At 37.0% G+C, this 13,666-nt stretch carries 16 protein-coding genes and 1 riboswitch; of the genes, 6 read left to right on the top strand and 10 right to left on the bottom strand.

All coding sequences use genetic code 11. The features are described 5' to 3' along the window. Positions 1-13 precede the first annotated feature (13 nt). Together AC1Q6O_RS21615 and AC1Q6O_RS21610 are read right to left on the bottom strand one after the other, a co-directional pair. On the bottom strand, positions 14-382 hold the full coding sequence (locus AC1Q6O_RS21615) for a potassium channel family protein (RefSeq protein ID WP_008176906.1): 369 nt from the start codon (positions 380-382) through the stop codon (positions 14-16). A 182-nt stretch (positions 383-564) separates the two neighbouring features. Continuing rightward, positions 565-1,125 (bottom strand): TetR/AcrR family transcriptional regulator, encoded by a 561-nt coding sequence (locus AC1Q6O_RS21610; protein ID WP_090003206.1) that lies wholly within the window; start codon positions 1,123-1,125, stop codon positions 565-567. A gap of 144 nt (positions 1,126-1,269) precedes the next feature. Here AC1Q6O_RS21610 and AC1Q6O_RS21605 point away from each other — a divergent pair, with 144 nt between their 5' ends. After that, positions 1,270-2,385, top strand: a complete 1,116-nt coding sequence (locus AC1Q6O_RS21605) for an alpha/beta fold hydrolase (RefSeq protein WP_089987278.1) — start codon at positions 1,270-1,272, stop codon at positions 2,383-2,385. A gap of 94 nt (positions 2,386-2,479) precedes the next feature. On the opposite strand, the gene AC1Q6O_RS21600 is transcribed toward AC1Q6O_RS21605, so the two are convergent. The 3 genes from AC1Q6O_RS21600 to AC1Q6O_RS21590 form a co-directional block, all read right to left on the bottom strand. Continuing rightward, positions 2,480-4,102, bottom strand: coding sequence for an S-layer homology domain-containing protein (locus AC1Q6O_RS21600; RefSeq protein WP_090003205.1), 1,623 nt, complete (start codon positions 4,100-4,102; stop codon positions 2,480-2,482). 102 nt (positions 4,103-4,204) lie between these two features. Beyond that, positions 4,205-5,371 (bottom strand): endonuclease Q family protein, encoded by a 1,167-nt coding sequence (locus AC1Q6O_RS21595; RefSeq protein WP_043990225.1) that lies wholly within the window; start codon positions 5,369-5,371, stop codon positions 4,205-4,207. 69 nt (positions 5,372-5,440) lie between these two features. Continuing rightward, a complete protein-coding gene (locus tag AC1Q6O_RS21590) occupies positions 5,441-5,611 on the bottom strand; it encodes a hypothetical protein (RefSeq protein ID WP_170844197.1) in 171 nt (56 codons plus the stop codon). A 143-nt stretch (positions 5,612-5,754) separates the two neighbouring features. Here AC1Q6O_RS21590 and AC1Q6O_RS21585 point away from each other — a divergent pair, with 143 nt between their 5' ends. From AC1Q6O_RS21585 to AC1Q6O_RS21575, 3 genes are all read left to right on the top strand, one after another. Further along, positions 5,755-6,336 (top strand): TetR/AcrR family transcriptional regulator, encoded by a 582-nt coding sequence (locus tag AC1Q6O_RS21585; RefSeq protein WP_239355427.1) that lies wholly within the window; start codon positions 5,755-5,757, stop codon positions 6,334-6,336. Positions 6,337-6,407: 71 nt separating this feature from the next. Next, on the top strand, positions 6,408-6,761 hold the full coding sequence (locus AC1Q6O_RS21580) for a DMT family transporter (RefSeq protein WP_492402191.1): 354 nt from the start codon (positions 6,408-6,410) through the stop codon (positions 6,759-6,761). Then, positions 6,761-7,075 carry a DMT family transporter gene (locus tag AC1Q6O_RS21575; protein ID WP_008176924.1) on the top strand — a complete coding sequence of 105 codons (315 nt, stop codon included), beginning with the start codon at positions 6,761-6,763 and terminating at the stop codon, positions 7,073-7,075. Before AC1Q6O_RS21580 ends, AC1Q6O_RS21575 begins: the two co-directional genes overlap by 1 nt. 77 nt (positions 7,076-7,152) lie before the next feature. On the opposite strand, the gene AC1Q6O_RS21570 is transcribed toward AC1Q6O_RS21575, so the two are convergent. Both AC1Q6O_RS21570 and AC1Q6O_RS21565 read right to left on the bottom strand, forming a co-directional pair. Continuing rightward, on the bottom strand, positions 7,153-7,944 hold the full coding sequence (locus tag AC1Q6O_RS21570) for an ABC transporter ATP-binding protein (RefSeq protein ID WP_008176926.1): 792 nt from the start codon (positions 7,942-7,944) through the stop codon (positions 7,153-7,155). A 5-nt stretch (positions 7,945-7,949) separates the two neighbouring features. Then, positions 7,950-8,996 carry a FecCD family ABC transporter permease gene (locus AC1Q6O_RS21565; RefSeq protein WP_090003203.1) on the bottom strand — a complete coding sequence of 349 codons (1,047 nt, stop codon included), beginning with the start codon at positions 8,994-8,996 and terminating at the stop codon, positions 7,950-7,952. Between the two features lie 195 nt (positions 8,997-9,191). Next, a riboswitch (cobalamin riboswitch) is annotated at positions 9,192-9,382 on the bottom strand. Positions 9,383-9,536: 154 nt separating this feature from the next. Between AC1Q6O_RS21565 and AC1Q6O_RS21560 the strand changes: the two genes are divergently transcribed. Further along, a complete protein-coding gene (locus tag AC1Q6O_RS21560; protein ID WP_090003202.1) occupies positions 9,537-10,133 on the top strand; it encodes a biotin transporter BioY in 597 nt (198 codons plus the stop codon). Between the two features lie 116 nt (positions 10,134-10,249). Further along, a complete protein-coding gene (locus AC1Q6O_RS21555; RefSeq protein WP_089987270.1) occupies positions 10,250-10,834 on the top strand; it encodes a YdhK family protein in 585 nt (194 codons plus the stop codon). Between the two features lie 41 nt (positions 10,835-10,875). Here the strand turns inward: AC1Q6O_RS21555 and AC1Q6O_RS21550 are convergent, their stop codons facing one another. The 3 genes from AC1Q6O_RS21550 to AC1Q6O_RS21540 all read right to left on the bottom strand — a co-directional run bounded on the left by AC1Q6O_RS21550 (position 10,876) and on the right by AC1Q6O_RS21540 (position 13,620). Further along, the gene (locus AC1Q6O_RS21550) at positions 10,876-11,577 is read right to left on the bottom strand and encodes a response regulator transcription factor (protein WP_008176937.1); all 702 of its coding nucleotides are present in this window, start codon (positions 11,575-11,577) and stop codon (positions 10,876-10,878) included. Continuing rightward, positions 11,549-12,949, bottom strand: coding sequence for a sensor histidine kinase (locus AC1Q6O_RS21545; RefSeq protein WP_090003201.1), 1,401 nt, complete (start codon positions 12,947-12,949; stop codon positions 11,549-11,551). Before AC1Q6O_RS21545 ends, AC1Q6O_RS21550 begins: the two co-directional genes overlap by 29 nt. A 128-nt stretch (positions 12,950-13,077) precedes the next feature. Further along, positions 13,078-13,620: an NADPH-dependent FMN reductase gene (locus AC1Q6O_RS21540; protein WP_008176943.1), complete on the bottom strand. Its 543-nt coding sequence runs from the start codon at positions 13,618-13,620 to the stop codon at positions 13,078-13,080. Positions 13,621-13,666 lie beyond the last annotated feature (46 nt).

Below are 13,666 nucleotides of genomic sequence, written 5' to 3'. Positions count from 1 at the left end.
TTGTACGGCTATTCTACTTTTTCAAATGTTTCTTAACCGCAACCTCTTCCTCTTCATTTAAGGAAAAGTCTACAATAGAGCGGCCAAGCGTGAGCAACATAATAAACATTACACCCGTACCTACAATTAGATAGATCATTGTAAAAATCTTGGAGAACGAGGTTGTTGGGTATAGCCCCGTTTCTACGCCTGTTGGAATCAAGCTGACTACAGCAAAATACAAAGCATCTAGCCAATACCAACCCTCTGTCCCCTTGTAAAACAAAGTACCCGATAGAATGATGAGGAATAGTGTCGTAAATAATGATAGGAACTGTGGTCGTTTAAATGACCGCCACAATCCTTTAACTAATCTTTTGGCAGATAAAATAAATGAAAACATCCTCATTTTCCTCTCTTTAATTCAGTAAATTCAATATATGTACAAATTAAAAACACTACGTATATTCATATATTATCCTCTAACCCACGTATTTACCTAATATAATTTCTTCTAGACGAATCTTATTTCTTTCAGTCATCTACTAACACCCAATAACTATCATTAGAGGGCGTTCAACCTATTTATTTTTGAACCTGTTCAAAAATATACTGTTGTAATTTATGGACAAGTTCAATCGCATTTTTATCCTTTTCGCTTTTTAAAGTCCAGTTGATGTGCACCATAGCATTTGCAGTATACAGTTGAGCCAGGTAGTCAATAGAGACATTAGGATCGCTTAGTTTTTCGTTCAAATAAGATAAACAAGCTTGGTATAAAATCCCCTCTAATTCAACACGCAAATTTGCAAAAGGAACATGTACATTTAATAGTGTTGCAATCTCTCTCTTATTTGCAGCAGTTTGGTCCATGATCATTTCAATTACTTGAGCAACATGTCCCTGGTCAGTAGAAACAAAGCGGAATGATATTTCATTTTTGAAAAAAGTGATATACTTGTTCACCATTTTTTCTAGCAAATCATACTTATCTACAAAGTGACTATAAAAGGTGGATTTGCTAATTAACGAACGGCTACAAATATCTTTTATCGTAATTTGATTGAAATCTTTTTCATTCAACAAAATAATGAATGCTTCTGTAATACTTTTTTTTGTCTTGTATACTCGAACGTCCTCTGCCATACAATCAATCCCCCTTAAAAAGAAGCTTTTCGAACCATTCTTTATACAATGTACGATTTCCTACTTTTTCAACTCATTTGCTTATTGTTAGACCTTATGGAGCACTTTATCATGGGTTTTGTAATTAATAAGAGGAGGGATACAATGTTTAAAAATTATGTTAACAATGAACAATTTAACTTGCAAATCAATCGTTTCTTAAATGACTATTATCAGAATGATGAAAGGGCTAACCATGATTTAAAAGGTATTATTCCAAGATTAACTGATTTAGAAAGCTGGTATGAAGCTTGGCTAGAGTATGCGATAAAGCGAGAAGAACAGTACCATTATGATCTTGCATCAGTCTACTATCAAGCTGCTGAATTTTATCTAGCTCCATCAGATCCAAACAAAAATAGAATGTATCAAAAATATCGGGAGACTTTCTATAAAGGTTTTAATGATTTTGACTATGAACCCTATCAAGTTCCCTATGAGAACTCCGTACTACCCGTAATTAAATTAATTAAACCTAGTGCCAATAAAACGTTACTGGTATTCGGTGGCTATGATTCCTATATGGAAGAAATGGTGAAGATGATGAGCTTCATTAGAGGAATTGATTATAATATTATCGTTTTTGACGGTCCTGGGCAGGGGTCAGCATTAAAGAATGGTTTAAAATTCATTCATAATTGGGAAAAACCGGTCGCTGCAATCATTGACTATTTTCAATTAGATCGGGTCAGTATTATGGGTGCTTCCTGGGGAGGCTACCTAGCGATGCGTGCGGCAGCATTTGAAAAACGGATTGACAAAGTGATAGCATTTAATATTTTCTACAGCGGTCTTGATGCATTAAAGATTAGAATGCCCGAAGATATCTGGAGTAGACTGACTGCTCTTTTAGCTACTAATAAATCAGATGATGTCAATGCAATTATTGAAAATATGATGGCCACAAACATCGACTTAAAGTGGAAGGTAATGAAAGGCATGGAGAATACAGGTGAGGAAACGCCGTTTACATTAATTAAAAATTTTGAGAAACATACGATGGCTGGAATCGGTCAGTTTATTAATCAGGATGTATTACTTCTTGCTGGAGAGGATGATCAATATGTTCCAATTAGCCGTCTACCACAAATCCAGCGTGAACTGTGTAATGCTGCTTCAATCACTACGAAAATCTTTACCAAGGAAACCGGTGGTGAACAACACTGTCAGGCTGGTCATCGTGACTTGGCATTTAATGAAATGAAAATGTTTCTGAAATAGTGGTATCACAAAGAAAAATGATACAAAAGCTTTCATTTGCTATAGCGAAAACGTCAAAAGGTAGAGATGTTGTTTCACCTCTACCTTCAATTTTTTATTTAGTGAATAATTGATTCAGATTCACCATCATTTTAGCTGTTTGCCCTCTTGTAGTTGAAGCTGCCGGTGAATACTTCTGTCCATCTCCCGACACAATTCCTAGCTCAAACAACATCGTAATGGCATGTTTTGTTTCTGCATTATAAGATGCAATATCTGTAAATGGTGCACTTCCTTGGACAATATAAGGCTGTTTAAATTGTTGCTCGTAGGCACGCTCAATCATCAATGCTAATTCAGCGCGTGTTACAGGTTTTGCAGGGTTAAACTTCCCATCGGCTCCCTTAATAATGCCATGTGCATACGCTGCCGCAATTTCCGACTGTGTTTTCGCATCATAATTAACGATATCTGTAAATGGCGCTTTTTCCTGCGTTGTTATTCCCAAACTTCTCACTAATATAGAGGCTACTTGTGCGCGTGTCACATTTTGATTAGGTTTAAATGTGCCATCTGGATAGCCATTCATCATCCCTGCTTCTGCTGCTTGTTGAATATAATCTTTTGCCCAATGATTCGCTGTATCTGTAAAACGAATTGTTTCTCCTGTAGTGAAAGTCGCTGTTGGATTTTGAACACTTTCATTACCAGCAGCATCAATTGCTTTTACTGTAATTGTGTAGGCTGTATGCTCTGTCAAATCTGTAAGTGTCGTCTCGGTTGTATCAGCAGGTACTGTTGAAGTTAATTTGCCATTTACATATACTTTGTATTTCTCCACACCAACATTATCCGTCGCTTCTTGCCAATTTACATCCACCGTTTTACGATCTTTTACATGGACTTGAATAGCTTTCGTTACATCCCATAAGGTACTAGTTTTTATGATTGGTAAAAATGCCTCATTTGCTACTGCAAAATAACCTGCTTCACTTAAATGAATATTTTCTGGATTTGGAAGATAGCTTGGAACATCCTTTGCCACAACATCAGATGTAGGTACAAAAAACGCTCCAGCTTTTTCAACTGTCGTTTTAATAGTTGTATTCATTGTAGCCAATAGTATTTTAAATTGATTTTGTAAGCTCTCACTATAATATGGGAATGAATTGTAATAGCCCATCACATAAATTTCTGCTTGTGGATTTAATTTTTTTATTTCAGTTAAAATTGCTGCAATATTGGTTACAGCCTCTTTTGTAGCCTTTATGATGGCGAGTGTATCAATTCCGGCTGTCTGTGATTCTTTTAATATTGGCAGTAAGTCATTAGCGCCTACAGTTAACGTGATAATCTCTGCCTCTTTAATAGATGCTTTTAATTTAACCTGTTCCATAGGATAGCCAAAACCAGTCACTGTTTTGGCAACATCATTTTGTATATCTGCCAACACATTTTTTGTTGTATAGCCTGACATTGCAAAACCTTTATTATAAGAAGTAATGAAGCCCTCTTTTTGTAAAGCTTGTGCAACAAAATCTGTGTAGCCTAATCCAATTGCACCGACCTCATTCATTCCATGTGCAATTGAATCACCTAGAGCTATATAATCTGCCTGAGTAGTCCAACTTGGTGCTATGTAATCTCCTGTTTCTTCAGCAATCGCAGCGACAGGTATTGTTAACTGTAATGCAAGCATGCTTGTGGCTAAAAAACGGAATTTCTTTGAAAATTTCATACTTTCTCTCCCCTACCTAAAAATAGTAATTGTTTTAACTATTTTACTAGAAGGGAGTTAAAAATAGGTTAAAAAACCAATAATCTTTTTAAATCATTTTTGCTATTCAATGTGGACCTTCCCATAAATTCCACCACCACCAACTTCAATATTTAAATGACCTGTTCTCGCAGCATCTATTAATTTGGCCATTTTTTGTGGCACAATTTGTTCAAGTTGTTCAATGGTTACTCGATGTAAAATATTCATCTCTGTTCCAAATGCTTGCAGTAATCGTTCCATCATTTTTGGGCCAATACCAGGAATAAAATCGAGCGGTACTTGATGGATATACAGTGGTCTATTTTTTTCGTGTGTAAAATCCTCTGATAATTCCTGTATACGTGAAGCAACACCCTTTATGATTTGTGGACTTCCACAGTTCGAGCAAATTATAGCTTCGTTACTAAGTTGTTCTCCGCACTTACCACAAACTGTTTGATGATATTTACCAAGTAATGGATTCAAGCCATAATTGGCGATGATTGCTCGTCCCTGTTGTTCACGAAGAGCCATTTGTAATTCTACAAAGTTTGCGTCTGCTAATCGTAATTTTTGATACTCTCGTGCGAGTTTCCCAAGAGAATGCGCGTCAGAATTACTCACGAATGGATATGCTTGAAGCTCTTTAATATGGCGTACCATATTTGTATCTGAGCTTAACCCTAATTCAATTGCATCTATTAGCTGGGGATCAAAAACTTCTGTTAGACTGTGATGAACACCTTTGCCATATAAACTTTTAAAGGGAGTAAATACATGAGCAGGAATAAATAGCCCTCCCAACTCATGAACTTTTTGTTGCAATGTTCTTCCATCACAGTAAATTCGTTGTGAGCTTAAATGAATATTTTTCATATGCTGAGACATCCAATTTGAAAATTGCTCCATGAGCAATAATGTAGGAAAGTAAGCAAGCACATGAATGGGACCATGGCAATATTGATCATAGATTTCTATTTCTGAACCTGGTATCAGTGTCGTTTCTTGAAAACGCAGTCCACCCTCTGCCAGTTCCACGAGTTCACCTTGGTCAATCATCTCTTTCATTTCCTCTATAACCTCAGGCGAATGACAATCAATAATACCAATGATGTCCAGTCCTTTTCTTGCACTAGCAGTCTCTAATATGCGCGCTAATGTCAACGTTTTACTACCAGTAATTTTCACAGCACGTCCTTTAGCTGTGCGGCCAATATGAATATGTAAATCAGCATAAAACTCTTTCATGTTCATTCACTCCTTAAACGCTACTTAAAATGAAAATACCTTACATGACTGCAAGGCATTTCACATTTATTATGATGGATGATTATTGGTTGTGCTATTATTTTCCTCATAAGCCCCAGAGCTATTTGGTGGCATAGATGATGAATCATAGGCAACTAATGTGACACCCATTTTTTTCTCCAGTTCATTAATTTTCGCAAGTTGCTGTGAATCTAATTGTGCAAATTTAATGTTTTCCATTGTCATCAATCCTTTCAAACATAAAGTTCCCTGAAATTAAAACAACTATACTTACCGAAAAATGACTGACTATCAGTCATTTTTCGTTGACATTCATTTTTCTCTCCTGTAACATACTAATAAGTAAGGCAAAAGTGAGGGATATCATGTCAAAGGAAGAAAAAATTATTCAAGCAGCCATTGAAGTATTTCGAGAAAAAGGTATTGAAAAAACAAAGGTTTCAGATATCGTAAAGGCAGCTGGAATTGCACAAGGAACATTTTATCTTTATTTCCCATCGCGTCTTTCGGTTATGCCCGCTATTGCCAAAAATATGGTAGAGCGCATTATGGCTACTGTCGAAGATGGTGTTTCAGATCATAAACCCTTTGAACAGCAGCTTGAAGAAGTGGTGGAGATGATTTTCTTAATTACGAAAGAATATGGAGATATTGTCGCACTTATTTATGCGGGTATTGCACAAACTGAGCATTTGAAAGAGTGGGAAAACATCTATTCCCCCTACTATGCTTGGATGAGTCATTTTTTATTAACGGCTCAGCAACAAGGAATCATTCGAGATTCCATTAATCCATCGCGATCAGCCAAGCTTATCATCGGTCTAATCGAATCTGCTGCCGAACAAATTTATTTGTTTGACGATAGCAAGGATGAAACCATGCAGCAGCTTAAGCTTGAGCTTCTAGACTTTTTATATCATGCACTTGGCCTACGTCACGCATAAGTGGCGTTCTCTTTTATTCTAAAAATGACTGAATGTCAGTCATAATATTCTACTACGGAAGGAATTTATTTATGCAAAAAGAATGGATGTATGTTGGACTAACAAGTTTATTTGAATTGTTTTGGATATTCGGTTTTAATGTAGCAAATGCATGGTGGCATTGGATCATTATTGTATCTATTATCGCTGTTGATTTTCACTTCTTATCGAAGGCTTGTGAAAAACTCCCTACGGGTACTGTCTACGCAATTTTCGCTGGAGCAGGTGCAATTGGTACTACTTTAATGGATATTTTTATTTTCAATGGTGATTTTAATGCAATTAAAGGGATATTCATGGTTATTTTAGTATTGGGCGTTATTGGCCTAAAATTGGCGGATAATCCATCGAAGGATACTAGTACGACAAAAGGAGTGGATGCATAATGGGCTGGGTATTCGTTATATTAGCAGCAGTGGCGGAAATAGTCGGTGTCATTGGTTTACGCTTTTATAGTCAACATAAAACCGTACGAAATTTATTATTATACGTCGGAGGCTTTGGTTTATCCTTTGCACTTTTATATGCTTCCTTCAACTATTTACAACTAAGCATCGCCTATGTTGTTTGGGTTGGTATTGGAACTGTAGGTGCCGTGCTGGTCAATATTATGTTCTTTGGGGAATCTAAAAACCTTGCACGAATCATCAGCATCATTGCGATTATCATTGGAGTTGCAGGTTTAAAAGCGGTATCTTAATAGTAGATGACAAAGGGCGCCCTCTTATATGAAGGAGCGCCCTTTTTTATTAGATGGTGTTGAATGATCGTGGCAAACTAAATAGGGTTGCCCCCTCTTGCGAATTGTTCAGGGACATATGTAAGATACGGCTTACCCGTCAGTGAATGTGTTTGAATATCAGCAAATACTCCAAATACTTCTCGCAACAATGATGGTGTAAGTACTTCTTCTGGTGTACCATGGCAAACAATGCGTCCGCGCTGTAAAACATAAATTTGGTCACAGTACATAGCAGCGATATTCAAGTCATGGAGAGCGGCTACTACTGTTAGATGCAAAGTTTGAATTAAGTCCATCAGTTGAAGTTGATGTTGAATATCTAAATGATTTGTTGGTTCATCTAATATAAGGACCTGTGCTTGCTGAGCGAGTGCTCTTGCCACCATAACACGCTTCTTCTCCCCACCGGAAAGTGAGCTAAAGCTTCGTTTCGCTAGGTGCAATATGCCCGTTTGCTTCAAAGCATCTTTTACAATTTGAAAATCTTGCTCCTGATCAAGCTCTAATAGCTTTTTATGTGGAGTCCTTCCCATACTGACTAAATCATGAACAGTAAAGTCAAATAATACGGGTGTTTCTTGACTAACAACGGCTAAATTTTTAGCAATGGCTTTACTAGATTGCTTTAAAATATCTTGTTCATTTAACAAGACTGTCCCACTTTCTGGCTTTAGGAGACGATACATATTTTTAAGCAATGTCGACTTCCCACTACCATTGGGGCCAATTAACCCGACAAATTGCTTTTCCTTTATTTTTACACTTACCTCATGAAGTATTCGCTGATCGTAAATGGAGAATGATACTTGTTTTGCTTCTAATGTCATGGAAGTTAATCTCCTTCACCGAAAGAATAATTATTACGACGGAGTAACCAAATGAAAAACGGCCCCCCACAAAAGGCTGTAATAATACCGATTGGCATTTCCTGTGGAGCAATAATAATTCGAGCTAATGCATCTGCCCAAACTAAGAAAATCCCTCCCAATAAAGCACTGACTGGTATTACATATTTATAGTTAGAACCGACAATTAATCGTACTATATGCGGAATGATTAATCCCACAAATCCGATAGAACCGCTCACTGCTACAAGTACCCCCGTTAAAAGTGAGACAAGTAAAATGAGCTGTATGCGAAATTGTTGAAGATTCACTCCTAACGTTACCGCCGCCTCTTCCCCAAGTAATAGCAAATTTAAATTTCGATAGAATAGCCATAAAAGCCCGAACACAATGAAAAAGATGGAGGCGGGAATAATAATATTATTCCATTTTGCTCCAGCTAAGCTGCCTAACATCCAAAACATAACGGACTTTAAAGCTCCCTCTTGCTTCGACATCATTAATATAAAATTAGAAATGGCCGTTAATATAAAGGAAACCGCCATCCCTGCCAATAGCAAGCGAAAAATCGAGACACGGCCACCTACGCGCGATAAGAAAAACACTAACCCAATTGCGAGCAAAGACCCTATAAAGGCTGATACAGAAAGTGCGTAGATACCTAAAAATGAAAAAGCACCTAAAATAATTACTGAAGTTGCTCCAACTGCTGCTCCTGAAGAAATTCCTAAAATATATGGGTCTGCAATGGAATTTCGTACAAGTGCTTGAATCGCTGCCCCTGCAATGGCTAAACCCGCTCCTACAATAGCGGCAAGGATGACACGGGGTACTCTTATTTGCCAAATAATGATTTCCTGTGAGCGACTCCAATCTTGCTCTATTGAGTGTTGTATAAAGGGTAATTTCGAAAGAATTACTTTCCATACATATAATGGCGTCACCGAAACAGATCCAACCATTACAGCAAGTGTCATGGATACGATTAATACTAAAAGAAGCACTAAAGAAAATAACATAAATTTTTTATTCATTCATTAAACTCCTACTAAGATGATGAATGAAGCAATTAAATATACTTTCGCATAATGTAGGTCAGATGATCTTACTTCAGTTGGCACTCAATAAAAAAAGGCATTTCATGCAAAAATACGCACAAAAATACCCTCGAATAAACAAAGTCAGAAAATCCAGCTATTGTCCGTAATTGCTTGCATCCTCGTGGGCATTACAGGTATTACTTATTGGCAGGTCTCCTGACTTCGATTCATCATCCTATAAATAGCCTTCCCATTTTTAACAGTGGCAAATAAACATGATAGGACTCCTCGTTACAGTTGCGGGACAGCGTCGGACTTCCACCGACTTCCCTTTTAAGTGACATTGTTTAAAATGTCACACCAATAGTATGTAAAGTTAAAAAATTATGACGATTCTATCATACATTTTTATATATAGTTAGTCTACAAGGAATTTCCAACACACTTAAGTTAACCTACACTTATAATTAAGTTGACACATTTGTTTTAGTTTTTTACACTAACGATAAATACTTTGAAATTAGAGGTGAAGTCATGTCAACAGTATCAGAACAAAGTCATCCAAAATTAAAGACGGTAGATATTGCCTATATCGGAATATTTTCTACCCTCATGATGATCGGTGCCAATATAACTTCCTTTGTGCCCTTTATGACAGTGGGAGGAGTGCCGATTACTCTACAAACCTTTTTTGCCATTTTAGCCGGACTTATTTTGGGTAGTAGGAAGGGAGCGCTTGCCTGCACAGTCTATATGTGTATTGGATTAGCAGGAGCACCTGTCTTTGCTCGCTTTGGTGGAGGATTCAGTCAACTATTAAGCCCTACATTTGGATTCATTATCACCTTTATTTTAGCAGCATATGTTGCCGGTTTAATGGTAGAGCGAAGTGGTACAAAGAAAAGCTATATGCTAGCCGCATTCATCGCAACTGCTATCAATTATTTAGTAGGTACAAACTGGATGTTTATTGCGTATAAACTATGGGCCAGTGCGCCAGAGGATTTTTCCTATAAATTAGCGTGGCTCTGGATGATTCCCCCACTCCCAAAAGATATTGTTTTAGCTATTTTCGCTGGTATTTTAGCGTACCGACTACAAAAAACATTGAAAATCATGCCCATTCAATAGCGCTTCCATCCACTTCTTTAGTCAATAGACTAAAGAAGTTTTTTGTAATAATTAATGTCCATCATTTCTGCATATTTGTTTGTTACAGTAAGGGCAAATAGAAAGGAGGATCTCATATGACATTCAAGCAAAGATGGTCAGGTGGACTATTATCAGCAGTTGCTTTACTTACTTTATCCGCTTGTTCTGAAGATAAAACGGAGCCTTCCTCAACTTCAGATAATACTCCTGAGACTGAGCAACAAACAGAAATGGATCACTCCTCAATGAACCATTCTAGCTCAGCAGAAGTACCGGCTACATTAAGAAAAGCTGAAGATCCAGCATTTCCGGTTGGAAGTACCGCTATGATTACAGATGGGCATATGGAGGGGATGAAGGGTGCTGAAGCGACGATTGTTGGTGCCTATAAAACTACAGCCTATATCATTTCTTATGATCCAACATCAGGTGGCAAACGTGTAGAGAATCATAAATGGATTATCCATGAGGAATTAATGGATGTAGGGGAAGCACCACTGTCCCCTGATACAGAGGTAAAAACGACTGCTACTCATATGGAAGGCATGAAAAAAGCAACCGTCCGCATTAAAGAAGCCGTACCAACCACAGTTTATATGGTTGATTACACTTCAACCACGAATGGTGAAGCAGTGAAAAATCATAAATGGGTAACAGAAGATGAGTTAACAGCGCAATAATCCGAACAACCTCTTCCAATATATTTGGCAGAGGTTGTTTTCTAGTTTTTATGTTCTAAAGGCTTTCGATCCGCAAACTTCTGCCATTTATAGCCGATTCCCCAAACAGTTTGCAAGTAATCATCAGCAGGAAATCCACTTTTCCTTAATTTTTCTCGTAAATTACGGACATGGGAATCGATAGTGCGATCCTCAATGGATACATGATAACCCCAAACTGTGTTAATAAGATGTTCTCTTGAAAACACTTTATTTTGATAATCTAGAAATAAGGACATCATGGAAAATTCTTTTGGTGTTAATGGGATTGCCTCTTGTTGATAATATAATTCAAAGGATTCTTTATCTAAGCGTAAACCCTCAAAGACAACCACCTTGTCTTCTATCTTGGTTCTCCTTAATACAGCATGTATACGTGCTAATAGCTCTTCCTCATCAAAAGGCTTTAATATATAATCATCTGCCCCAATGTTTAAACCTTTTACAATATCCGAATGCTCTCCTTTAGCCGTAAGCATGATGATAGGTACATGCCAAAACTTCCTGATTTCTTCACACACTTGAAACCCATCCATTTCTGGCATCATAATATCCAAAAGAACTAAATCCACATGCTCTTCCTCTAGATAAATGAGCGCATCTTGAATGGAAGACATTGCTCTACATTGAAAACCGGGCTCTAAGTAAAGAGTCAATAAATCTAACATTCTTGGTTCATCGTCTATGCATAAAATGGTTTTCATCCGCTTCTACTCCTTTAAACGATAATTCAAAAACAGTCCCTTTATTTAGTTCACTTTTAACCGTCACTTCTCCCCCATGAGCCTGTACGAGTTCCTTGACAATGGCAAGTCCTAATCCGGTACCACCTAACGCACGACTTCTAGATTTTTCTACGCGGTAAAAGCGCTCAAAAATAAACGGTAAATCCTTGTTGGGAATCCCTCTCCCTGTATCTCGTATTATAATCGTTAATACACCATTGACCTTCTTTACATCTACCGTGGTAGTATCCCCCTGTCCGCAATAGGTCAATGCGTTATTTAATAGATTAATTATTATTTGCTCTAATCTTGCCTCATCTGCCCATAACGTTAATCCCTTTTCACAGCACACATCAAAGTGGATATCTTTTTCTTGAAAAGCAGGACTTAATTTCCCCTTAATACCAGTAAAAAAAGCCTGTAAATCTAGATTTTGTTTTTCAATAACAAATGAGTTTTCATCCATCTTAGCTAAATCAAATAAATCCTTTATTAATCGTGAAAGTCTATTCGTCTCTTCCAATATAATAGCTAAGTATTTTTGTCGATCTTGCACGGACAAATCACGTTTATAAAGAATATCGGTATAACCTTTAATAAAGGTTATCGGTGTACGAAGCTCATGGGCAATGCTAGATAGAAACTCTTTGCGCTCCTGCCTTAAATGATTTAACTCATTTGATAGTAGCTGAATGGCATTCGATAAATCCCCAAGCTCATCTTTGCCATTTGTAGAAAGAGCGACCGTAAAGTCCCCTTTACTCATTTTCAACGTGGCCTCTTTCATCTGAATTAATGGTTCAGCAAGCTTTCTAGATAACACAATGATGACAGCAATGGTGACTAAGCCAGAAACAATGCCCACTATAAGGAAATGTTTATTCAAGCGTTTCATTAATGCATGGATCGAGTCTGTATTTTGAAACATAAAGACATAACCAATCGTTGTCTGCTCTTTTTGCATTGGACTAATAGTAGCTATAGCTTTTGCCTGTTGCCAGTTATCTTGTAGAATCTTTCCCTCATATGGTGTAGTTCCATCTAATTTCTTTATCAGATTCTTCATTTCAGGATGCAGTTGCGAGGAGGCTAAAATGGTCCCCTCAGCATCTGTCACTACTACATCTGTAGATTCTTCCGATTCCATCAAGACGACATGTGCTAATGTTTCCTTATTAAAGTTCTGTTCTAATATTGTGCGATGTGAGTTTCCTCTCGCTTGCAAACTTGCTAATTCTTCCTCCACTCTAGAATTAGTCAATGAGGCGTGTAAAAAAAACATCATAAATGTTTCAATACAAAATAATGTAATGAAAAAGATGATGCCTAGCTTTAGTGATAATTTTCTCATCTGTAACCACCATTTTAGAGTTTCTTACTAGTATATCGGCAAAATATGAAGATTTCATGCAGAAAAAATCTCTTTCCAAACATAAAAAGACCCATAAATATAGTTATACTCATGGGTTAGCTTTTAATTTAAATGTATTTTTTTGCCCAGTTTAAGAAGTTATCGATGACTACATCCAAGAATTTCACTGTACCTTCATCCGTCAAATTACCTTCTGCATCAAATTTTGTATGCACAGCACCAATATAAACATCATTGCCGCTTAGTAATGGTGAGTTAATGCCCGGTGAGAATAAAATATCACGTAGATGTAATTGTGCTTTTACAGTACCTAGATTACCCATTGATGCACCCATAATAATAGATGGTTTGCCAATCATTACTTTATCTACACGAGATAACCAATCAATTGCATTGATCATGACACCTGGAACAGTTCCATTATATTCTGGTGTTACCCATAACACTGCATCTGCAGCCTTTACTTTTGCTTTAAAATCAAGAACTGCTTGTGGTGCTTCATTTTCGATATCTTGATTGTACATTGGTAAATCCTTCAGACTTAACACTTCTAGATCCAATTTCTCTGTATATCGTTTTTCAATAAATTGAGCTAATTGCATATTATAAGATTCTTTACGGATACTCCCTACGATGGCTACTACTTTCACGATGTTTCCTCCTAAATGTACATAATTCTTAGTATTTAAATAACTA

It is taken from the genome of Lysinibacillus sp. GW823-FHT06C08 (assembly GCF_058795135.1).
Note: the sequence above shows the minus strand (reverse complement) of the source record. Positions and strands in the feature narration are given on the sequence as shown.

Coding starts and splice junctions, on each gene's coding strand:
- AC1Q6O_RS21605 (WP_089987278.1), top strand. CDS start 1,270: ATGTTTAAAAATTATGTTAACAATGAACAATTTAACTTGCAAATCAAT.
- AC1Q6O_RS21550 (WP_008176937.1), bottom strand. CDS start 11,577: ATGAAAACCATTTTATGCATAGACGATGAACCAAGAATGTTAGATTTA.
- AC1Q6O_RS21580 (WP_492402191.1), top strand. CDS start 6,408: ATGCAAAAAGAATGGATGTATGTTGGACTAACAAGTTTATTTGAATTG.
- AC1Q6O_RS21560 (WP_090003202.1), top strand. CDS start 9,537: ATGTCAACAGTATCAGAACAAAGTCATCCAAAATTAAAGACGGTAGAT.
- AC1Q6O_RS21570 (WP_008176926.1), bottom strand. CDS start 7,944: ATGACATTAGAAGCAAAACAAGTATCATTCTCCATTTACGATCAGCGA.
- AC1Q6O_RS21575 (WP_008176924.1), top strand. CDS start 6,761: ATGGGCTGGGTATTCGTTATATTAGCAGCAGTGGCGGAAATAGTCGGT.
- AC1Q6O_RS21590 (WP_170844197.1), bottom strand. CDS start 5,611: ATGGAAAACATTAAATTTGCACAATTAGATTCACAGCAACTTGCGAAA.
- AC1Q6O_RS21600 (WP_090003205.1), bottom strand. CDS start 4,102: ATGAAATTTTCAAAGAAATTCCGTTTTTTAGCCACAAGCATGCTTGCA.
- AC1Q6O_RS21610 (WP_090003206.1), bottom strand. CDS start 1,125: ATGGCAGAGGACGTTCGAGTATACAAGACAAAAAAAAGTATTACAGAA.
- AC1Q6O_RS21565 (WP_090003203.1), bottom strand. CDS start 8,996: ATGAATAAAAAATTTATGTTATTTTCTTTAGTGCTTCTTTTAGTATTA.
- AC1Q6O_RS21615 (WP_008176906.1), bottom strand. CDS start 382: ATGTTTTCATTTATTTTATCTGCCAAAAGATTAGTTAAAGGATTGTGG.
- AC1Q6O_RS21595 (WP_043990225.1), bottom strand. CDS start 5,371: ATGAAAGAGTTTTATGCTGATTTACATATTCATATTGGCCGCACAGCT.
- AC1Q6O_RS21555 (WP_089987270.1), top strand. CDS start 10,250: ATGACATTCAAGCAAAGATGGTCAGGTGGACTATTATCAGCAGTTGCT.
- AC1Q6O_RS21545 (WP_090003201.1), bottom strand. CDS start 12,949: ATGAGAAAATTATCACTAAAGCTAGGCATCATCTTTTTCATTACATTA.